Here is a 20,976-nt window from a genome sequence, read left to right on the forward strand (position 1 = left end):
CGGCTATCACGCGTCGAAGTCGAGGCGAACCTTCTCGCTCGCGGCGCGCGTTTGGCAGGTCAGCACGAACCCGTCGGCAACTTCGTCGTCGGAGAGGATGAAGTTCGCTGCCATCGGTGTTGCCTGGCCATCGCACACCTTGGCCCTGCACATTCCACACACCGCTTCCCTGCACGACCACGGAATGTCCTGTCCGGTGCGCAGTGCCGCGTCGAGCAGTAGTTCGTTGTCGGTGAGCTGGATTGTTTCGTCTGCACCTTCGAAGTCGAATCGCAGCTGCGCGCCGCAACGCTGGTGGCATCGGTCGGCGCGGGTGTCGCGGTGACGGTGGCCGTGGATGCGATCGTGTTGAACAGTTCAAAATGAATTGCCTTGCGCGACACGTCCTTGGCAAGAAGGGCATCGCGAACCGCTTCGGTCATCGGAGCCGGTCCGCACAGGAACCAGTGGGCGGCGTCCTCCAGTTCGAGTTCGGCGAGTCGGGCCGCGTCGATGAATCCGCTGGCAAACCCCGCACCGCTTCTGCCGCCCTTTTCGAGCACGTGCAGCACCGTGAGCCGATCCCCGTATTGCCGGTCCAGTGCGGCGATTTCGTCGAAGAACATCACCGAACTTCGGTCCTTGTTGGCGTACAGCAACGTGAATCTGCTGTCGGGCTCTTCCTCGAGGACGCTGGCCATGATCGACAGAATCGGGGTGATGCCGCTGCCGCCGGCGACACCCACGTAGTGCAACGCGTTGGCTGCGTCCAGTTCGGTATGGAATCGACCGGCGGGTGGGACCACGTCGACCTCGTCGCCGACTTTCAACTTCTCGACGACGTAGGTCGAGAAGACGCCGTTGGGTGTCTGCTTGACGCCGACTCGCAAGGTTTGCGCCGACACCGGCGCACATATCGAGTAACTCCGCCGGACTTTTTCGCCGTCGATGACGGCTTCGACAGTCAGGTACTGCCCTTGCTTGTAGCGATAGGTCTCGGCGAGTTCGGGCGCAACGTCGAACGTGACGGCGACACTGTCGGGAGTCAGCCGAGTCACGTCGCAGACGGTGAGTCGGTGGACGCTCTTCGAACTCTCCGGTCGTAGGCGCGGCCGCTCCGACGGTGCGAGTGGATCCCCGATGAGGCCCCACGGTAGAAACCCGGTGGCGCGCCGAATCGCCTGGACGGGAGCCGAATTGGTCACCATGTCCGGCAGCGACAACGATGTTCCGTTGGAGGGCCCCGACTCCTCACGCGGTTTCGGTTGTTTACCCGGACCCGATCCCGCGCCCGCGAGGGTGCCGCGGCTCAACTTGCCAAGCCCAGGAATGGTCAGGATCTTCGTCGCTGCATCAAACGCTGCTGCGGTTCCGGTGTCGACGCCACGACCTATCAACCCGCGCTCGACGTCGGCGTCGTTGATCAAATGGCTCGCGCGCCAAAGGCCCGCGGCGGGTCCACCGATCAGGTTGTTCTCGCTCAAGAACTCGACCACGTTCTTACCCCAGTCGGCACGGGTTCGATGCATGTTCGGGTTTTCGCGGGCCGTCTTGTAAGCCTTACCGGGGTCGAGGCCGATCGCGCCGTACACCCCGGGACTGATCAGAGCTTCGACGATGGCGAATCCGACTACAGCGCAGAGGGTTTGCTGAATCAGCAACTCGGCGGGGTCCAGTCCCTGCTTCATCATGTCGGAGATCTGTTCACGCGCGAATCGAATGTGCCGCGCTTCTTCGGTGACGTGAATCTGGTTGATACGCTTGATCAGCGGCTCGATCGTCTCGTCGGACAACATCTCTCGCTGAGCTTCGTCGAGTATCTCCTCAGCTACCAGAATCGCAGCGTACGAGCTGGGTCCCCAGGTGATCGCCTTGAACACGCGGCCGAGTTCGTTGAGTACTTTCGAGTGCCGGTGCGGCGGAATGCCGGTGCGCGCGAGGACTTTTCCGAACATGATCGAGTGGTGGCATTCGTCGGCAACCTCGGTAAGCGCCCACTGCATGTGTGCTGTGCGCGGATCCATGTCGTAGGCGCTGCGAAGCACCAACTGCATGAGGATCATCTCGAACCAGATGCCTGTGCTCATCACGCTGCCGAATTCGTGACGCGTCAACTCGACTCGCTGGGTGGGGGACAGGGTCTCCCAGATGTCTGTGCCGTACAGAGTCGAGCGATGCAGCGGCATAAACGGTGCGTCTCCGACAAGTGGAGCGTCCCAATCGATGTCGGACCAAGGATCGTAGGACTGCTTGAGCGAGGATTTGATCAGCCGGCTCGAGATCTTCTCGGATGCCTCGAAACGTTCGTCGACTGCGCCGGTCATGTCGCCTCCAAATGCACCGTCAAAAACACCGCTGTGACCTAGATCACGGAGCCTAACATCGGCATCGGCACGAGGCAGTGGTGTTGCGAATCCCGGTTCAGGTGTTGGGCGCACCTAGAATCGACCGATGGCGAAATACGGTCTCTGGCAATCGGTTAAGCATTACATGCTCAGCGACCTGAGGCCGGTTCTCGAGTCCGATACGATCGCGGACCTGGAGAATTTTGCGTTGGAACGCGGCTGGTACGCGCCGGCTCCCGCCGTCATCGCCCGCAACGACATGGGCACGTGGATTCCGTCGATCTGGGTGCGCAAGTCCGGTCTCGTCGACTTGAAGCCGGATCAGCCGATCAAGTACGTGGAGGTTCGCGAAGGCAAGCGGCCGTGGCCGAACCATCTCGGCGAGCCGCCGAGCGTCTGATTCGCGTCGACTAGTGCGATACGCCGGCCATGAGTAGCGACATAGCTTTGTCCGCTGCTATCGGCAGGCCGAGCAGGAACCCCTGAGCGACATCGCAACCGCACCTGCGCAGTGCGTCGAGTTGTGCGGCCGTCTCTACTCCCTCGCCGACACACGTGACGTCGAATGCCCGAGCCAGCATCACCATGGCCGACACCATCGCTTCGGGACGAGTGCCAGGTAGGTCGGAGATGAAGGATTTGTCGATTTTGAAACAGTCGAAAACCGGGTAGCGGCGCAAATAGTTGATGGAGCTGTGACCGCTGCCGAGGTCGTCGAGAACGATCTTCACGCCCATTTCATGCAGTGTGGACAACGTCCCTGCCACCCGAGCGGTGTCGGAGACCCAGACCGTCTCGGTGATCTCCAGCCCCAACGAAGCTGGGTCGAGGCCGGTCCGAGCCAAGATCTCTGCGACTTGCGAGACGAAAGCCGGGTCACGCAACTGCAGTGCGCTGACGTTGACGCGGATGCCGACGTCGGTGAATTCGCGCCATGACGCGGCTTGCTCGCATGCTGTCTGCAATGCCCACTCGCCGAGTTCGCCGACGAGTCCGGTTCGCTCTGCGATAGCGATGAATTCGGACGGGCCGATCGCACCGAGGGTCGGATGCTCCCATCGCGCAAGCGCTTCCATGGCGTCGATGGCACCTGTGGTCAGGTCGACCAAGGGTTGATAGACGAGAGTCAGATTTCCCCGACTCAGGCCGGTTCGCAGGTCCACGGACAGTGCGCGAGTTCGTTCGGCGTCGTAGACGTCGCTTTGGTCGAAGACGGCGTGGCCCCCGAGGCCGGTCTCCTTGGCTCGATACATGGCGAGATCGGCACGGCGGATCAGCTCTTGTCGTGTTGTCGTGCGGTCCGAGATCGCGACTCCGATGCTTGCGCTCAGGGGTGCGGGATCCTTGTCGAACACGTGGGCGCGGCCGATCGCGTCGGTCAGGGTGCGCGCGATCACCGCTACATCGTCGGCCCCGACGATTCCGTCGCAGACGACCAGAAATTCGTCGCCGCCGAGTCTTGCGACCGTGTCGTCCGGACGAGTGGTCGCGACAAGTCGTTCGGCGAACCGGATCAGAGCGAGATCGCCTGCATCGTGGCCCAAGCTGTCGTTGATGATCTTGAAGTCGTCGATGTCGATCAGCAGCACGGCCATCGTCGTCCCGGCACTGTTTGCCCGCGCAAGGGAGGCGTCTATGCATTCGTAGGCGTGTGCACGGTTGGGTAGCCCTGTCAGCGCATCTCGCATGCTGCGCTCGTGCAGTTGTCTATCGAGATCGAGACGTCGAATCGCTGCCGAAAGAATGCCGGTGACGGTCTGCAGAAACGCGATGTCGCGATCGGTGTAGACGCGGTTCTTCACGCTGTGCACCGACAGTGCACCCCACGCGTGAGCACCGGCCGGGATGGGCACGCATACGCCACTCCGAAAACCGTAGGACGCCATGGCGACCGTGGAGAAGCGCGTCTCGTAGTCGCGGTCCTCGCAGATCACGACCTCGTTGGTGAGCAGCGAGTAACCCATCAGGGACCACGTGCCCGCGGGAAGGTGCGGTGGCCGGGGTGGCTTGCCCGCGAAGGCTTCGACGGTGAGCAAGTCGGCATCGGAGGGTGAGATCCGCGTGATCATGGATCGGTTGACGCCCATCAATGTCGACGCGGCTGCGGTGGCCGCCTCGAGTAGTTCGCCGAGCTTTCCGTCGAGAGCGAGCTTGCTCAGTTCCGCGACAGCCTGTTGTTCCGCTGCTCGATATTCCAGTGCGTCGACGGCGGCCCGCCTCTGTTCGTACTCGACTTCGCGGTAGTCGCGGACGATCAGGGCCGTGATCGGTTTGTCGTCGGTGCCCTCGATGGCAAACGCTGAAATTTGGACGGGGATCTGCTGCCCGGTAGGACCATGTTGGATGTGGCCGGGTCCGCACCACTGCCCGGACTGGACCACTACCTGCGCTAGATCGTCGTACTCGCTGCCGCCGAACAGTTCTCGCATCGAAAGGCTCGAGCCCGCCGGCGATTGTGGCAATCCTGCCAACGCCGTCCCTGCCGGGTTGATGTAGAGAACCCGACCTGCCGAATCCGTCAGGACAATCGAATCGGGTGATTTGTCGAAGACCGAGCGCAGCAGCTCGACGGTCTCTGTTTCCTTGTGCACCGCATCCTCCCCGGTTCGACGAGGACTTCGATCGATGGATCGGAATGTATCAGCGGCCGTTTGCTTCGCGAAGCTCGGCGTTGTCGTCTTCGAGCTCCAGGATTCGGTCGATCCCCGCGAGATTGATGCCGGACTTCATCAGGTCGGTGATGCGTCGAATGCGGTCGATGTCGTTGCTGCTGTACCGGCGGGTGCCTCCTTCGCTGCGTGCGGGGGTGACCAAGCCGTGGCGTTCGAACAAGCGCAGGGACTGAACTGCGGCACCGGAAAGTTCGGCAGCGACCGAGATTCCGTACACAGCGTGACCAGCAGCGGGCGGCCCGGATGAGTGGTCGGGTTCGCGCATCGCGCCTCACCTTCCTGGCTGACGGGTAGTCGCCAAGTCTAGCTCAGGTGCTGGCAGATCTGTGGCAGTCGAAGCAGATTATCTCTCTGGCTCGTTCGAATCCTGCTCCCGCGTTGCCATACCGCCGCGGCCACCATGGTCGACCGGGCCCGGTGGATCGGTGTGGTCGTCCCTGTCCTTCTTCCGCTCCGGAGTGGCCTTCGCGGATGTGCGTTCGTCTGCCATGAAACCGACCCTTCACTCGATCGGATCAGGCGTACCCAGTTGGGCGCGAGGTCAAACGACCTGCTCACGGCAAGGGCGGCGGGTACGCGTAAAGCGCTGCAAGGCAAAGGATTCTGCAGAATCCGAAGAAAGTCTGTTCCGGCTACGTTTACGACCGCAGGCTGCGTGGGTACTACTTCTCCAGCACGAACCCAACGATATGAAGGAGCGACATGGCTGACGAAAACAGTGGACCCGCCGAAGGCGTCAAGGGCATTGTCGAAGACGTGAAGGGCAAGGCCAAGGAAGCAGTTGGCAGCGTCGTCGGCAACGACAGCCTCCAGGAAGAAGGCGCAGCTCAGCAGGACAAGGCTGAGAACCAGCGCGAGGTTGCGCTCAAGGAAGCAGAGGCCGAGAAGGCCCGTGCCGCGGCCAAGGCAGACGAAGAGCGTCAGCGCGCAGCTCAGTAGCAGCTTGCACAACGGTCGAGCCGGACTTCGAAAGAAGTCCGGCTCTTTCGTGTGCCGACGTTCCGTGTGGGTTCAGGCCCCGAAGATCAAGATATGCAGCGCACCGACGACCAAGCCGAGCAGGCCTCCGTGTGCGTAGAGCAGCCACGCGTCCTGCTCGATGGCGGAATACAGCATTTCGCCGAATTCCTCGGGTGGTAGTTCGCGGAACTTCTCGGTAGCGAAGGCGTCGATCTTCTCGGCTTGCTCACGATTGAAGTCCGGGTCGTAGAAGAGGGTCGGTGCGAACGCAACTGCAGCGGAACCAGCGTCGTGTTCGAGCGCTTCGACATCGACGACACCGAAGGAGTTTTCAGCGATCGTCATCAGCGGGCCGAGAATCCGCCTAGCCTCTTCGGAGACCGCTTCCTCGATGAATTCGACCGTTTTGTCACCACCCGCGCCGTTGAGAAGTTCGTTCGCGAAGTTGGCGACGGTCAACACTTCGGCGGACAACATCTGCGACAGCTCGGCCGCCGCCTCATGCTGCCGCTGCGCGAACAGCCCCTGTTTCCACAGGTACTTGTACCTCGGCTGCGGCTCGCCGGGTTCGAAGACAACCTTGATAGCGATGATGTTGACGAAGATCCCGATCAGCGCCGCACCTCCGACAACCCAGAGCCAAGCTGGGACGAAATGCACGATGTCGCTGATCGGTCCGGGTAGATCGATGGTGACAGCGCCGGGTCCGGCATGGTCGATGACGTGATCGCTGCTGTAGTGCACGAACGACAACCACAGAGCCAACAGGATGCCCATCGGAAAGCCGAGTGCTCCGATCTTCACCATAAATCGCAGCTCGGGAACCGCCATGCCTTTGATGATGTCGCGCAACACTTCCGGCTTCTTGCGGAGGTAGTTGACCGTCATCAGCTTCACGTTGAGCAGTTCGTCGATATTGTCGCCGATCTTCTCGAACGCGCGTCTGGAGATATCCGGAAGTTCGTCGTCGACGGTTTGCAGGACCGTCTCCTTGACTGCATCGGGCAGTGACCGCCACAGATTCGGATGCTCCTTCTCGATGACCTCCTCGGTCAGTCGTCGGATCTCGGGTCTCGCCGATCGTGCAAGCCGATCGGCCAGGCTGTCCGGGCCAAGCTGGTCGTAGAAATCCCCGATGCTGCCGATACGTGCGATCGACTTGTCGACGATCAGACTGGCCATCTTCTCGGCTCGACACGGAATGAATCCTTGGAAGCCGAGTACTCCGTTCGGCGCGAACGTCGGAAGTATCTGCAGTTTGCGGGGGAGGAACGGAAAGAGGGATTTCAGGCCGGGTACGTAGAAGCCTGTGAAACGGACAGGCGCGAACAGCATGATCACGCCGGTCCAGTTGGTTATCAGGCCGGCAAGCGCGCTGAAGATCGGGACGCTGACCATGTCGACGACGAACTTCGACTGGCCTGTCAATTGCTCCCAGTCGATGAACATTCCGGCCGCAAGAGTTTCCATGACGTCCCCCGGTCAGTGGTGGTGCTTCTTGGACGGATCCGGTGGACCTGGGCCGATGATCTTGTCGCCTCGCTCGTCGGAGTCCCACCCGCCGGCGTGGTATCCGGTTGTGTCGAAACACGTCTCGCAGAACTGCGCGCCGAAGACGGACAGGCGGATACTGCGGTAGATGGTGATCGACTTCTTTGCGCGTGCCATCGCGTCGAGGGCCCGAGGCTGCACTTCGATCAATGCGTACCTGCGAACGTCGTCGACCGGCTCCTTCGAGAAGCGCAGCAAACCGAGTCGATGGAGGTTCGCGAAGTAGTGGTAGTCGCGGTCCGGCCAGCGGCAGCTCGCCATTTCCGCGATCATGCTGACGCCTTCCGCGAGTTGCTCCGAGCCGAGCTGAAACAACGTCTTCGTTCGTACGTCGACGACCGGTTGCGGACCCGCAACCGCGAGAAATCGCAGAATGCGTGCCTCGTCGGGAGTCAGATCGTCCATGATTCTGGAGAACGCGGGATGCAAACGACGGGGCTGCGATTCGGGATTGTGCGAATCGCGGATGAGCTTGTTCCCTCGTTTTCGAAGGTCGTCAGCTGTTTCGAGATCCCTGGTCAATGCGACGGCGGCCTTGACCGCATCTCGAGGGCCGATGCTCACCGCGTCGAGCAGTTTCGACAGCAGGACGCGCACGTCCGTGGATCCTTGTTGACCACTCGGCTCGCTCATGAGGCTCCGATCTCGAGTAACGCATGTCGGAGCGTAGCGTCGTTGGTAGTGAAGTAGGACACATAACGCGACGGAGCGAGGCCTATGTCAGACCCGCGTCGCATTCGTATCGCTCAGGACGTCCTTGCGGGCATGGTCCGCGTCGACCTGGTTTTGCAGTCCCGCGGTGTCCGACATGCCGCGGCCGCAGTCGCGTGGAGTCTGGCGTTCGTCTACATCGCAGCCGAGATCGTGACCGCTTTGGCCTGGAGCACACCGTACAGCTTCCAACACGACACGATCAGCGACCTCGGTGTCACCGCGTGCACAGTCGACATCTGTTCCCCGCGCCACCTGGTGATGAATACAACGTTCGTCGTGCTCGGTTTGCTCACAATCGTTGGTGCTGTGCTGTTTCGAGAAACCCTCACGAACGGCTACCAGCGCCGGTGGATCCTGTCGCTCGCGGTTCTCGTCGGACTGAGTACAGCTGCGACCGGACTCATGCCGTCGAACGACAACTTCGTTCTACACATGCTTGCCGTCGTACCTGGGTTCGTGTCACGGCACATCGTGCTGATCTTGCTTGCGGTGTGGTTGTGGAAGCAGCGGCGAATCGTTGCCGTGTGGTCTGCGACGTGTGCACTGAGCGGCGTCGTCGGGGCCGTGCTGTTTCTCGGTTCGGCAGTACGGATCGGTATCAGTGAACGGTTGGTGTTGTACCCGCTGCCGGCGTTTATGGCCGTGACCGGGGTGGCGGTTCTGGCAACGATGATCAGTCGCCGCTTCCGCCCAATGCGCGCAACAGTCCGGTGAGCAATATCGGATCCGCCGCATAGGGGGTATTGAATCCCAGACGATCGACGATGCCGTCGAAGCGACGTCGCAGTTCGTCAGCCGCCTCCGCGGGACTACGGACGGTCACGGCGACAGCGTCGAGAAACTCGTCGTCGATCAGGTCCGTCATCCGGTCCCACTCGCCCTTCTTGGACAAATCTCGAAGCCGTGGCCCCAACTCCTGGCGGTCGTGCAGCGCGAGAATCGGCCAATACGCCTGCGTCGAACCGTAGAACGCCATCTGCTTGCGGATCGCGGAGCGTGCTGCCGCGATTCGTTCTTCGTTCTCGCCGATCGCCAGCATCACCGAATGGTGAACGACGATGTCGCTCAGCGACTTTCCCGCAGCATCGGCACCGGCAGCCAACTCCGGAACGGTAGCCTCACGCAGAAACTGCGGACTGCAGAATGGATGCGACATCAAGCCGTCGGCAACTTCGCCTGCAACCCGCGTCATTCGCGGTCCGACCGCAGACAGATAGATCGGCGGCGGACCGAAGCCGTCGACCTCGGTCGGATTCGGCATGAACAGCGGTGGCATCAGCGTGTGCTGATAGAACGGACCGTTGTGATCGAGGCGGCTCCCGTCCGTCCACGAGGCCCAGATCGCTCGAACGGCTGACACCATGTCGCGCATCCGTTCCGCGGGTTGACTCCACGGCATCGAATAGCGGCGAGTCACGTGAGCGCGAATCTGGGTGCCGAGGCCGAGCACGAACCGCCCTCGAGAAAACGATTGCAGATCCCAACCGATTGTCGCCAGCAGCAGTGGATTTCGTGCGAAGGCGACAGCTATCGAGGTGCCGATCTCGATGTTCTCGGTATGTTCTGCTGCGAGCAGCAGAGGTAGGAACGGATCGTGGGCACCCTCGAAGGTCCACAGACCGGCGTAGCCGGCCTGTTCGGCCGCGATGGCGTCCTGCGCGATCGTATGGAGTCCACCGGTCGACGTCGTATCGATCTTCACGCATGCCTCCCGTGGACCTCGATGTGCGCTAAGCGTATTCCTGCACCCAGTTGAAACCGCGACTGCGTTGCGGGAACGAGTCGATGTCGAATTCTTGCAGGACGACCATGACGGCGCGGCCGTTCAGTTGCCCGGTCAACGTCATTTCCTCGGGTGTCGGCCGAACGAAGGTGAAGGTTGCGATCTCGGTCGGTTCTGCGTCCGGAGTCGAGGCGGGTTCGGTGAGCGTGATCGTGTCGGCGTTGGTATCGACGGTGGCCACGGTGGGTACGAACGTGTCGTCCATCAGTTGGTACGAGGTGTCGTTGGTGTCGACGACGAGCCGTTGCCAACGGATCGGGTCGGTCGTCAATGGCGGTACCGGTAGCCCGTCCCTCGTGAATTCCGTGACGGTCCAGATTCCGTACAGCTCCGGCTTCGGCGCACCGTCGCCCCATTCGCGCCAGCCCTGCCAGGCGATCTGGACAGCACCGAGCAGAATCCAGATGCCAAGGGCCACCTGCAATGTGGCCGAGATTCGGTTGCGACGCGGGGTAGCGAACAGGGCCGGCTGGGTCGCCGGCTCGGAATCCTTCTCCAGCACAAGCACGTTCGCGAGGCGTCGCGCCTGCGGTGCCAGTACGACCAGCGACAGCAACAGCAGGTGGAGAGACAGAATCTTCACGGGCACATCGAAGGTCATGTTGAGGAGAAACGCCTGAGCCATGCAGATCATGCTCAACAGGGCACCGCCAGTGGCGGTTCGGGGGAGGAAGAGAAGTAGTCCACCGACCACTTCCGCCGCACCAAGAGCCATCTCGTAGTGATGCGACGAGCCGACCTGATTCCACAGCACCATCATCGGGGTGAAGTCGCCGTAGTCGGTCAGCAATGTCGTCAGTGCAGGCGACGGCATCTGGGTGGGAATGAGTTTGAATATTCCGTACCAGAGCATCTGGCCACCGAGGCACAGGCGCATTGCGGCGAGAAACCAACTGCCGAAGGTGACGTACTGTCGGCGACGCCTGTCGAGTACCGACCAGACGATGGTGATCACCGCGGCAGCCAGTAGTAGACCGAAGATCAGCAACCAGATCGATGCTTGGTCGCCGCTACCCGAATCCTCGTGCAGCACAGCGTCGACGCCGAACACCTTGCCACCGAGCCAGTCGGTGAGCGGGGTGACGGTCCGCATCTGCCACATGATCGCACCGTCGGGCAACCACTTTCCCGCGAGTCCGGTGAACACGAAGGTGATCTGCGCGAACAGCAGGCAGAACAGTCCGAAGTAGGCGACGACGAACCGGAAGACTATGCGGCTCAGGGGGTTCCACTCGGTCGTCGTTCGGGGGCCATTCGTCATGGGCCGAAGGTATCGGAGCGGTGCAGTGATTCGCCTCCGGGATGACCCCTATTTGTCTCTACCTCTTTCGACGTACGTGCCAGCACGAGCAGCAGCGGTACGTCTCAGCACTGCTCGAGAAGCTCCGCCAGATCGGTGATCACGATGTCGGCACCGTCGTCGAGGAGCGCGCTATGTCCCGACCCGCGATCGACGCCTACGACCCAGAAGCCACCGGCGTGGGCGGCGCGGACACCGGAGGACGCGTCTTCGATGACGATCGTGCGATGCGGTTCGGCGCCGAGTTCGGCGGCGGCGTGCAGAAACGTATCGGGCGCAGGTTTGCCTGCGAGTCCAATTGTTGCGGCGAGTTCGCCGTCGACGACCGTGCTGAACTTCGACGCCAGATCGGCAGCGACAAGCACGGCATTCGCGTTGCGCGAACTGGAGACAACGGCGATCGGCAGACCACGTTCGGTCAAGCGGTCGACCAACGCGGTGGAGCCTGGAAATGCCTGCACACCTTCGGTTTCCAACAACTGGAGGAACAGTGCATTCTTGCGATTGCCAAGTCCGTACACCGTTGCAGCGTCGGTAGAATCGTTGGCCTCGCCCTCCGGCAGCACAATCGAGCGCGAATCGAGCACCGCCCGAACACCTTCCAACCTCGGTTTGCCGTCGATGTAGGTGAAGTAGTCGGCGTCGGTGTACGGCGCTGTGTCGCGTTCGGCTGGTTGGCTCGCGAAGAAATCGGTGAACACGCGCGCCCAGGCTCGCTCATGTACGGCGGCCGTGTCGGTCAGTACTCCGTCGAGGTCGAACAGGACCGCGACGGAGTCCGACACCCTCATATCGCTATTCCGACCTCGGCACGAGAATAGGCGATGACCGAATCCCGTTGCGACGAGAGCGTGTATTCCCGACCGCACACCATGATCGGTTCGGTGGTACCGCTCGCGGCATCGAGACCGAGCTCGATCTCGTTGTGGCGAACCGCAACCCGTACCGTCGAGCCGCGCCACTGCAGTCGGAAGCGGATCTCCTCCCAATGCTCCGGGAGCCATGGAGTGAACGACATGTGCCCGTTGAGCACTCGGAAGCCACCGAATCCGCACACCAGCGTCTGCCAGGTGCCGCCGGTGGATGCGGCGTGCATACCTTCGTGTGTGTTGCCCTGATTGTCGTGCAGATCGACGAACGCGGATCGTGTGAAGTACTTCAGCGCCCGGGTGAAATCGCCGACCTCGATCCCCATGATCGCGTGGATGGCAGGGCTAAGTGACGATTTGTGCAGCGTGCGGGATTCGTAGTACTCGAAATTCGATCGCTTGGCTTCAGCGTCGAACTCGTCGGGTAGTAGGTACATCAACATGACGACATCGGGTTGCTTGAGAAGTTTTGTTGTCTCGCAATTGAAATGGTTGTATCCCGCGGGGTACCGGGGCATGTCGTTGCGATCCCATTCGGCGATCGGAATCTCGTCGCGCTCGAAGTAGCCGTCGAACTGCTCGATGATTCCGTCCGGTGAGACAACCGCGTCGACGATCCACTCCGAGATGTCGTGCCACCGTGCCACTTCGGTGGGCGTGAGTGCGATCGCCTCCGTGATCTCGGCGAATCGATCAGGATGCTCGGTCTTCAGCCAGCTCCAGATCGTGTTCGCCTGCCCCAGATGCCATTTGACCATCCGATTGGTGAAAGCATTGTTGTCGACGTGGGAGTGGAACTCGTCCGGGCCGATGACCGTCTTCAGCACGTAGCGCTCGCCGGCGGGCTCGACCCGATCCGCCCAGAACCTTGCGGTCTCGAAGACTATCTCGGCCCCGAACTCGAGGAGCAACGCCGTATCGTTCGTCGCCGCAACGTAGGTCGTGATCGCGTAGGCGACGTCGGCAGAAACGTGTAGTTCCTCTTCCCTCGTCCAGAATCGGTTGGCGCCGTCCTGGGTCCACTGGGGACATTCCTCGCGCCCGGTGTCGGCAGACTCCCAGGCGTATCGCGCTCCTCGGGTTCCGTTGCTGCGCGACAGTTCCCGAGCCCCGTCGAGTGTGTGGTGCCGGTAGTGCAACAACGCGCGCGCGGTTTCCGGTTGTGTATAGGTGAAGAACGGCATCATCAAGATTTCGGTGTCCCAGAAAACGTGACCTCGATAGCCTTCGCCCGACAGCGATTTGGCGCCGATACTCACCGTGTTGTCGTCACCGTTCGCCGCGATCAGCAGGTGATAGATGTTGAATCGCATCGCCTGGGTGGCGTCCGCGTCGCCGATGATCTCGCAATCGCTGTCGGTCCAGCGCCGGTCCCAGACTTGTGAGCTGGCCACGACACAGGCGTCGAAGCCTTCCGCTCGTCGTGCCCAGAGCGCGTCGAAGCAGCTGTCCCGCAACGGTGTCGAATCGGCATCGATATCGCGAGAGGTCGCAATCGTGACGAGCTTGTCGATTCGGAGCGACTCACCGAGTCCGACGTCGTAGGTGCCGGTGCGCGAGATGCGCTCGAAGCTGCGATCGGTGGATTGCCTGGTCGCGGTCTTCGATGCCTGCGTTGTCGCTGCGTAACCGATGTGGATTCCGCTGTCGACCGTACGCATTTCGAGATAGATCGCATCGAGTTCGGAGGCTGCGCCTACCTCGACGAGATGTTTGGTGCGAGCCCACTTTTCCCACCTGATCTCGGGTTCGAACGTCGTGCCTTCCGGGTACACCGGCAGGCGTTCGAGATTTCGCCTCCGCCCGTCGATAGCGCTGTCGACGGTGACCTCCGAGGTGTGGTTCTCCGGCGTGATCTGCACCCGTAAACCACAGAGCCTGCGGTCGGCCATACTCGCGAACCGAAGGGTCTCCAACCGTGTCCGACGACCCTCATCGTCTTCGAAAACGGTTTCACGCCAGAGGATCCCGTGACGCGTATCCAGTGCTCGGTGATGACTCACGACGGTGCAGGACTGCACGTCGAGCCGGACGCCGTCGACGCTAACCGCAACCGATAGCCAATCGGGAGCGTTGACGAGGTCGATGACGGGGGAGTCGTGGCTGTCGAAGACACCGTTGAGATAGGTGCCGGAGAGTTCGCCGAGATGCCCCTCCTCCAACGATCCGCGGGTGCCGAGCAGACCGTTGCCGACTGTGAAGACCGTCTCGTAGTAGTTCGCTTTGGCAATATCGAAACCCGACTCGGTCAGTAGCCATTCGTCGGTGCTGAGTGTGCTACGCAGCATTGCTTTGTCACTCTCTATGTCAGCAAGTGGAGATCAGACGGCACCGACGGCGAATTCGCCATAGGCGGACTGCATCTGGTGACGGGTGTCGATCAACGACCGGTAGATCGCGAGGTCGGAGCCGGCACAGCGCTGCGCGCCCATGGCATTTCCGTACCTGCAGGCGGCAACGAAGTCGCGGTGTTCGAGGTAGCCGAATGCCATTCCGGCAGCGAATGAGTCGCCGCACCCGGTTGTGTCGACGACATGCTCGACCGGAACTCGGCCGACGACTTCTTCACGCAGACTGCCGTTCTCGTCGAGGAAGTAGACGACACATCCTTCTTCGTCGAGGGTCACGGCAACGGCCTTGACGCCTTTGCCGAGGCAGTGCGACGCGAACTCGGTCAGGTCGGCGCGGGACGGAGTGGCGCCGAAGGTCGGTCCGTCGGGTCCGGCCGTGGGTGGGAACCAGCTGCAGGCCGCTTCTTCCAGATTCATCTTGAGGATGTCGACGTTCGGCAGCCACGCGTCGCGGTCGACCCACATTCGGTGAAAGCGCTGGCCCTCGCTGGTGAGCGCATTGGTCGGTCCGTGCCCGTCGAGCAACACAAGTCCGTCACTGTGGGCCTTGATGTAGGCCAACGTCGACTGCCCGACCTCGTAGTCCGTGATGGGCACGCAGACGAATGCGTCCGCGTCCAAGACGAATTCGACATCCTCGGGCAGGATCGGGTCCATAAATCCAACTTGGCGCTCGATTCGGACGTTCTGGTCGACGTAGTTCAGTTCGACGACGTCGCCGTGGTCGTGGCGGGATCTGATGCCGGAGGTGTCGACGTTGGGAAATGCGGAAAGCAGTTCGGTTATGGGGCCGGCGTCCTCTTTGCGAACGTGCACGACCGGGCAGATTCGGTCGTCGGGTCCCATCAGGGCGGACAGCGCTGCGACGGTGTAGATCACGCAGCCGTACTTCTCGAAGGTCTCGCCGCGGTGGGTGATGATGCGGTCGCGCGGGATGGGCCCGAGCACGGCGACGGTGCGATTGTCGGACATTGGAACTCCTCGATTCGAAGCTGGTGCTAGGAGACGGATTTGGTCTGACCGGGAAGCTCGCCCTGCATGTCTTCGAGGGTGACGCCCTTGGTTTCGCGGACCCACTTCATGACGAAGAGCAACGAGAGGATCGCGAAGGTCGCGTACATCCCGTAGGCGAGTCCGAGCGAAAGATCCTTCAGCGACGGGAAGGTGACGGTGATGATCCAGTTGGCAACCCACTGACCGCCCGCCGCGAACGAAAGTGCCGCTGCGCGAATACGGTTGGGGAACATCTCGCCGAGCAGCACCCATACGACAGGGCCCCACGACATTCCGAATGCGACGACGAAGAGGTTGGCAGCGATCAGCGCGATCGGGCCGGTTACACCAGATAGGTGCGGTACACCGTCGTCTCCGATCGGCGTGGTCCCGAAGATGACGGCCATCGTTGCCAAGGTCACGGCCATACCGGCGGAGCCGACGAGTAGCAGTGGCTTTCGGCCGACCTTGTCGACGAGGGCGATCGCGATGAGGGTGGTCGCGATGTTCACGACCGAGGTGATGACCGTGATGATGAACGAGCTGCTCTCGTCGAACCCGACGGCCTCCCAGAGCACGTTGGAGTAGTAGAAGATCACATTGATGCCGACGGCCTGCTGGAACACCGAGAGCGCGAGCCCGACCCAGACGATCGGAATCAAACCGCCTGCGGGAGTGCGGAGATCGCGCCATGACGGTGGCTTCTCTTGCGAGAGCGTGCGTTTGATCCGATCGATGGTGATCTCGAGGTTCTTTTCGCCGAGCAGCAGTGCGAGGACTTTGCGTGCCTCAGGGATCCGGTGGCTGGCGACGAGGTAACGCGGAGACTCCGGAATCGTCAGCGCTAGCAGCCCGTACGCGATCGACGGCACAGCCATGGCTATGAACATCCAGCGCCACGCTTCGAGGCCGAGCCACAGTGTTTCTCGTGAGCCACCGGCAATGTGTGCAAGAAGGTAGTCGACCAGCAGGGAGATGAAGATGCCGGAGACGATCGCTAGTTGCTGTAGGGAGCCGAGCCTGCCGCGTATTCGGGCAGGTGAGATCTCTGCGATGTAGGCGGGTGCGATCACCGACGCGACGCCGACACCGAAGCCGCCGACGATTCGAAAGAAGACGAACATCTCCAGATTGACGGCAAGTCCGGCGCCGAATGCGCTGACGAAGAACAGGATTGCCGCGACCTTCATCATGTAGAGCCTGCCGAACTTGTCGGCGAACTTGCCTGCCGTCATTGCTCCGGTGGCTGCACCGAGCAGGACCGAGGCGACTGCGAAGCCCAGGGTTGTCGAACCGACCTCGAACTTGTCCTCGATTGCCGATACGGCGCCGTTGATGACGGCGCTGTCATAGCCGAACAGCAGGCCGCCGAGGGCGGCGACACCGGCGATCCTGACGACGCTTCTGCCCGACTGCGTCTCCTCGCCGTCGTCGAACAACGACGGCTCGTTGGTGAACGATCCATGCTCGCTCATGCTGGTTCCCTTCCACATGTCCGGGCGGCCCCGGCGCAGGCTCAGATGCCGCGCGGGCGCGGGTCAGCGCAGCGCGACTGTGTTGTGTGCTTGTTCGCGGATCGTGAAAGTGACCGCGTTGTGATCTGCAACACATTCAATCCGAGGACTGCCGGATGTGCAAGAGGTGAACGGAAAATTGCTAAAAATTGTCTCCGGTGTTCATTTCATGAACATCCGCTCAGCTGTTGAGAGGGATTTGCGCGGCCTGCAGTGCCAGCGCGACGGCACCGAGGACCGGTGCGCGTGCGCCGAGGGCGGCGGGCAAAATCTGCAGATTCGCCGTCGCGCTTGGAATTCCGCAGCGGCGCACTACTTCTCGCATCGGCGCCATCAGAAGTTCGCCTGCGATCGCGAGTTCGCCACCGACGAGAATGAGTTCGGGGTTGAAGATGTTGCACAGGTTCGCGACGGCGACGCCGACGTGTCGACCTGTATCGGTGAGAATCCGTTCGCAGGCTTTGTCGCCGTCGCGGGCCATCTGCACGACGTCGGGAATGGTGAGTCCGCGTCCGCGGCGGGGTTCGAGCAGCTCGAGAACCGCGCCGGAGGCGACGATCGTCTCCAGGCAGCCGCGGTTGCCGCAGCGGCACACCGCTCCGAATTCGTCCATCGTCGTGTGGCCGATTTCGCCTGCGGTTCCGTCTCGGCCGCGAAACAGTTTGCCGTTGAGCACAAGGCCGGCGCCGACGCCGTCGGACAATTTCAGATAGGCCATGTTGTCGACCCCGACTCCGGCGCCCCACATGTGCTCCGCGAGCACGCCGAGATTCGCGTCGTTGTCGACGGCCACGCGCATGCCGAACCGTTCGGACATCATCGCTGCCGCATCCATGCCGACCCAGCCGGGCAGGATCGACGGCGCGCCGACCTCGCCCGAATGCCCGTCGATCGGCGCAGGCAACCCCATTCCGATGCCAACGACGGCCGACATGTCGGCGTCGAGGTCGTTTAGGGCGGTCTGCAGAAGGCTTGCGGCTCTGGCAATTCCGCCGGCGGCCGAGGTCTCGACACCGAGTTCGGCGCGATGTTCGGCTCGAATCTCGTGTGCCATGTCCGACACAGCGACGGTCACATGGCGGTGTCCGAAGTCGATTCCGACGACAAGCCCGACCGAGGGTGCCAGTCTGACGACTCGGCGACGACCGCGAAGTTCGGACACGACGACAACGCCGTCGTTGGTCATATCGCGAATGATGTTCGACACCGTTGCAGGTGCGAGGCCGGTGCTGCGGGCAATCTCGGCCTGCGTCAGTTCACCGGAGGACTGCAGTACGCGTGCGACTCGTTGCTGGTTGGCATCGCGGAGCGCCGCCTGGGAACCGGGCCCGAAAGATTCGTCGACCTCTTCCACTGCGGCACCTTTCTCGGTGGGATCTCTGGTCGTGTCTGTCCTGCAAGCATGTCACTTGTGCTGGGAAACGTCCGTCACTGTCGAGCCGAGTGCGTCCAGCGCCGTGGACAGCTTCGTCAGTGCATCGAGCGCGTCACGCAATCCGTCGGTCCCCAACTCTGCGGCGAGTCGGTCGGCAAAGGCGGAATGATCGGGGGTGATGCGGTGCAGCGCCGCCCGACCGTGGTCGGTCAATCGCAGTAGCTTCGCTCGTCGGTGCGCGGGGTTCGGCAGATACTCCGCAAACCCTTTGTCTGCCATCAGATCTGCAATGCGCTGCACGCTCTGTCGAGTGATTCCCATGTCCCGTGCAATGCCCGCAACCGTCAGCGGTTGGTCGATGATCGCCCCGAGTACCTGCCACCACGCTGCCGTCAGTCCGGCTGGTCGGGCCAATTCCTCTGCTACCGAGAGGAATTGGCCGTTCAACCGGAACGTGGTCAGCGCGCTACCCGCGAACAGTTCGGCGTGGCTTCGCTCGCTCACGCTGCGGCCAACACCGCGAAAGCGCTTGCGTCCGAGTGGGCGTAGAGGCGGTACCACGCGTCGAGAACCTCGGGCGTGTAGACGTCGAGGCGACCGAGGATGTCGCGTGCGAACTCGATTTGGTTGGTGGCACCGGCGGTGATGAGATTGCGGTCGGTCACTGCGGATTCGTCGCGATAGTTGTGCGCGCCACCGTAACCGCTTGCAGCCAGATAGAAGTCGACGTTGCTGGTGTGGAGTCGGGTGTCGAGTACGCCAGCGGTTGCGAGCCCGTAGGTCGCACCGCAGATCGCTGCTACCGGCTTGTCGTTTGCGAGAAATTCCTGTGCCTTTGCCGCGAATGGGGCCAGCGACCCGTCCTCCCATGTGCTCGCTCCAGGCAGGATCAGCATCGCGCTGTCTGCTGGGTCGAGGTCGGCGATGGTCATGTCGGGAATCATACGAACGCCGCCGATCGTCGTGATCGGTTCGAGGTCGAGTCCGACCGTTTTCACCGAGTAGCGGCCGGGTTCGCGTTGCCACGCAGCTTGATTGATGTGCGCGATGGCGTGTCCGGTCTCCCAGTCGGCAAGTGTGTTGTAAATGGCCAAGTGGACTGTTTCGTTGCTCTGGATGCTCATGACATAAGACTGTCATAGTGACAGTGTGCTGTCAATAGGGCGCTTCGCGCCTCGTGAGTCCTTTCGGAGGTCCGGCCCTCCGAAAGGACTCACGACTGGTATGGGTTTACTGTGCTCCACCACAGGTTTCAGTGAGAGGTCGAAATACATGCCGACAGCACGGCCGAAAGGCCTCGACTCTGCGTTCACCGTCAAGTTCATCAAGGCGATGTCGGCAGTCAACGTGCGGCTGTACCGCGCGACCGGCGGGCGCCTCGGCGGGAAGTGGCGGATCGGCAGCGCCTTCCCGCGAGGTCTGCCGGTGTGCCTGTTGACAACCACCGGACGCAAAACCGGGATCGAGCGAGTGAGCCCACTGATATTCATGGAAGACGGCGACTCGATCGTCGTGGTCGCATCGCAGGGCGGGCTCCCGAAGAATCCGGCGTGGTTCTGGAACATCAAGAGCAACCCGGCTGTCACCGTGCAAGTTCGATCGCAGGTGACGCGCAGGACGGCGACGGTGGCTGACGCGGAAGAGCGGGCCCGGCTGTGGCCGCGGCTCGTCGCGATGTACGCAGACTTCGACAACTACCAAGCCTGGACCGACCGGGAAATTCCCGTGGTGATCTGTAGGTAGGAGCCTGCTTCTCTCGAGAAACTTGTCGGTGGGTATGCGTAACTTCTGTTCTCCGGCGTCCGGAAAGTCCGGCGGCGCAGAAAGAGTGAACCAATGCCGTCGATCGATACAGCCTTCAGCGGCGACGATTCGGCGTCACTTAGAGCCCTGACAAAATTTGCGCACGCGCTTGTGTTCGTCTTGGCCGTGGCGGTCGTTGTCAGGGCGGCGACATGGTTCGACCGACTTGTGTGGCTGAACACCCTCGTCACTCTGGTTTTGCTCACGTTCTGGTTCATCGCATCGAGCCATCGTCGCCGCAACCAGATGTGCTTGCAGTGCATAGAGGAAGTGCCCGCCGATGCTCCGCTGCGAGCTGAGCGGCAGAAGCCGCTCCTGCGTTTGGTGCACTTCGCGAACAGTATTCCTGGATTCGCAGTGGTGACAGCGTTGGTCCTCGGGCCGTCGGTCATCGAACTCATTGTGGGTTGGGAACGTTCCCGGGTCAGAACGATCCCTGGTGACCTCTGGCTATTTGCAGCTATCTATTCCGAATGGGTTCACCATCGCCTGCGGCCCTGGTGTACGTACTGCGACCGGTGGGACGAAGGCGGCGACGCCGAACCCTCACCTGACCCGATAGGAACCAACGCTAAGACCGTGTGAGATCCGGAGCTGACGAGTTGCTGCTGCGGCCCGGGTTAGGTGATGCCTGCGAATTCTGATTGGCTTGCTGGGCTTCATCTTTCGTACATTTCTGTCCCGACATTGCCGGACCGTGTCGGACCCTTCCGATAGTGTCGAATGTATGTACTGCTTATCTGCTTAAGTGGACTGATTCTTCAGAA

At 61.8% G+C, this 20,976-nt stretch carries 19 protein-coding genes and 1 pseudogene; 5 read left to right on the forward strand and 15 right to left on the reverse strand.

Features of this window, described 5'->3' with window-relative positions:
• Window positions 1-6: 6 nt before the first annotated feature.
• Both ACHIRB_RS18520 and ACHIRB_RS18525 read right to left on the reverse strand, forming a co-directional pair.
• Window positions 7-339 (reverse strand): 2Fe-2S iron-sulfur cluster-binding protein, encoded by a 333-nt coding sequence (locus ACHIRB_RS18520; RefSeq protein ID WP_395127743.1) that lies wholly within the window; start codon window positions 337-339, stop codon window positions 7-9.
• 77 nt (window positions 340-416) lie between these two features.
• Window positions 417-2,303: pseudogene (locus ACHIRB_RS18525) on the reverse strand (diiron oxygenase); the annotation flags it as partial.
• 127 nt (window positions 2,304-2,430) lie between these two features.
• On the opposite strand from ACHIRB_RS18525, the gene ACHIRB_RS18530 reads away from it, so the two are divergent.
• Window positions 2,431-2,724: a hypothetical protein gene (locus ACHIRB_RS18530; protein WP_395125401.1), complete on the forward strand. Its 294-nt coding sequence runs from the start codon at window positions 2,431-2,433 to the stop codon at window positions 2,722-2,724.
• Between the two features lie 10 nt (window positions 2,725-2,734).
• On the opposite strand, the gene ACHIRB_RS18535 is transcribed toward ACHIRB_RS18530, so the two are convergent.
• Together ACHIRB_RS18535 and ACHIRB_RS18540 are read right to left on the reverse strand one after the other, a co-directional pair.
• Entirely contained in the window at window positions 2,735-4,915 is a 2,181-nt protein-coding gene (locus tag ACHIRB_RS18535; protein ID WP_395125400.1) for a bifunctional diguanylate cyclase/phosphodiesterase, read from the reverse strand.
• Between the two features lie 49 nt (window positions 4,916-4,964).
• Window positions 4,965-5,261: a MerR family transcriptional regulator gene (locus tag ACHIRB_RS18540; RefSeq protein WP_395115736.1), complete on the reverse strand. Its 297-nt coding sequence runs from the start codon at window positions 5,259-5,261 to the stop codon at window positions 4,965-4,967.
• Between the two features lie 437 nt (window positions 5,262-5,698).
• Here ACHIRB_RS18540 and mbp1 point away from each other — a divergent pair, with 437 nt between their 5' ends.
• On the forward strand, window positions 5,699-5,935 hold the full coding sequence (mbp1, locus tag ACHIRB_RS18545) for a microaggregate-binding protein 1 (protein WP_395115734.1): 237 nt from the start codon (window positions 5,699-5,701) through the stop codon (window positions 5,933-5,935).
• 72 nt (window positions 5,936-6,007) lie between these two features.
• Here the strand turns inward: mbp1 and ACHIRB_RS18550 are convergent, their stop codons facing one another.
• On the reverse strand, window positions 6,008-7,426 hold the full coding sequence (locus ACHIRB_RS18550; RefSeq protein WP_395115733.1) for a DUF445 domain-containing protein: 1,419 nt from the start codon (window positions 7,424-7,426) through the stop codon (window positions 6,008-6,010).
• 12 nt (window positions 7,427-7,438) lie between these two features.
• Window positions 7,439-8,104: an Abi-alpha family protein gene (locus tag ACHIRB_RS18555; protein ID WP_395125398.1), complete on the reverse strand. Its 666-nt coding sequence runs from the start codon at window positions 8,102-8,104 to the stop codon at window positions 7,439-7,441.
• Window positions 8,105-8,224: 120 nt separating this feature from the next.
• Here ACHIRB_RS18555 and ACHIRB_RS18560 point away from each other — a divergent pair, with 120 nt between their 5' ends.
• Entirely contained in the window at window positions 8,225-8,935 is a 711-nt protein-coding gene (locus ACHIRB_RS18560; RefSeq protein ID WP_395115731.1) for a DUF998 domain-containing protein, read from the forward strand.
• Here the strand turns inward: ACHIRB_RS18560 and ACHIRB_RS18565 are convergent.
• The 9 genes from ACHIRB_RS18565 to ACHIRB_RS18605 form a co-directional block, all read right to left on the reverse strand.
• Complete coding sequence (locus ACHIRB_RS18565; RefSeq protein WP_395125397.1) at window positions 8,895-9,923, reverse strand: TIGR03617 family F420-dependent LLM class oxidoreductase; 1,029 nt, start codon at window positions 9,921-9,923, stop codon at window positions 8,895-8,897. The genes ACHIRB_RS18560 and ACHIRB_RS18565 overlap by 41 nt on opposite strands.
• Before the next feature lie 28 nt (window positions 9,924-9,951).
• Entirely contained in the window at window positions 9,952-11,265 is a 1,314-nt protein-coding gene (locus ACHIRB_RS18570; RefSeq protein ID WP_395125396.1) for a DoxX family protein, read from the reverse strand.
• Between the two features lie 104 nt (window positions 11,266-11,369).
• A complete protein-coding gene (locus tag ACHIRB_RS18575; protein ID WP_395125395.1) occupies window positions 11,370-12,095 on the reverse strand; it encodes an HAD family hydrolase in 726 nt (241 codons plus the stop codon).
• The gene (locus ACHIRB_RS18580) at window positions 12,092-14,461 is read right to left on the reverse strand and encodes a glycoside hydrolase family 65 protein (RefSeq protein WP_395115727.1); all 2,370 of its coding nucleotides are present in this window, start codon (window positions 14,459-14,461) and stop codon (window positions 12,092-12,094) included. Before ACHIRB_RS18580 ends, ACHIRB_RS18575 begins: the two co-directional genes overlap by 4 nt.
• Before the next feature lie 33 nt (window positions 14,462-14,494).
• Window positions 14,495-15,496 (reverse strand): carbohydrate kinase family protein, encoded by a 1,002-nt coding sequence (locus ACHIRB_RS18585; protein WP_395125394.1) that lies wholly within the window; start codon window positions 15,494-15,496, stop codon window positions 14,495-14,497.
• Between the two features lie 26 nt (window positions 15,497-15,522).
• Complete coding sequence (locus ACHIRB_RS18590; protein WP_395115725.1) at window positions 15,523-16,992, reverse strand: sugar porter family MFS transporter; 1,470 nt, start codon at window positions 16,990-16,992, stop codon at window positions 15,523-15,525.
• Between the two features lie 220 nt (window positions 16,993-17,212).
• Window positions 17,213-18,385, reverse strand: a complete 1,173-nt coding sequence (locus ACHIRB_RS18595; protein ID WP_395115724.1) for an ROK family transcriptional regulator — start codon at window positions 18,383-18,385, stop codon at window positions 17,213-17,215.
• A 51-nt stretch (window positions 18,386-18,436) separates the two neighbouring features.
• Entirely contained in the window at window positions 18,437-18,910 is a 474-nt protein-coding gene (locus tag ACHIRB_RS18600; protein WP_395115723.1) for a MarR family winged helix-turn-helix transcriptional regulator, read from the reverse strand.
• Entirely contained in the window at window positions 18,907-19,530 is a 624-nt protein-coding gene (locus ACHIRB_RS18605) for a DJ-1/PfpI family protein (RefSeq protein WP_395125393.1), read from the reverse strand. The genes ACHIRB_RS18600 and ACHIRB_RS18605 overlap by 4 nt, the downstream gene beginning before the upstream one ends.
• A 148-nt stretch (window positions 19,531-19,678) precedes the next feature.
• Here ACHIRB_RS18605 and ACHIRB_RS18610 point away from each other — a divergent pair, with 148 nt between their 5' ends.
• The gene (locus ACHIRB_RS18610) at window positions 19,679-20,149 is read left to right on the forward strand and encodes a nitroreductase family deazaflavin-dependent oxidoreductase (RefSeq protein ID WP_395125392.1); all 471 of its coding nucleotides are present in this window, start codon (window positions 19,679-19,681) and stop codon (window positions 20,147-20,149) included.
• Window positions 20,150-20,242: 93 nt separating this feature from the next.
• Window positions 20,243-20,794 carry a hypothetical protein gene (locus ACHIRB_RS18615; RefSeq protein ID WP_395125391.1) on the forward strand — a complete coding sequence of 184 codons (552 nt, stop codon included), beginning with the start codon at window positions 20,243-20,245 and terminating at the stop codon, window positions 20,792-20,794.
• The last annotated feature ends 182 nt before the right edge of the window (window positions 20,795-20,976 follow it).

This window comes from Antrihabitans spumae (assembly GCF_043944905.1).
GTDB lineage: Bacteria > Actinomycetota > Actinomycetes > Mycobacteriales > Mycobacteriaceae > Antrihabitans > Antrihabitans spumae.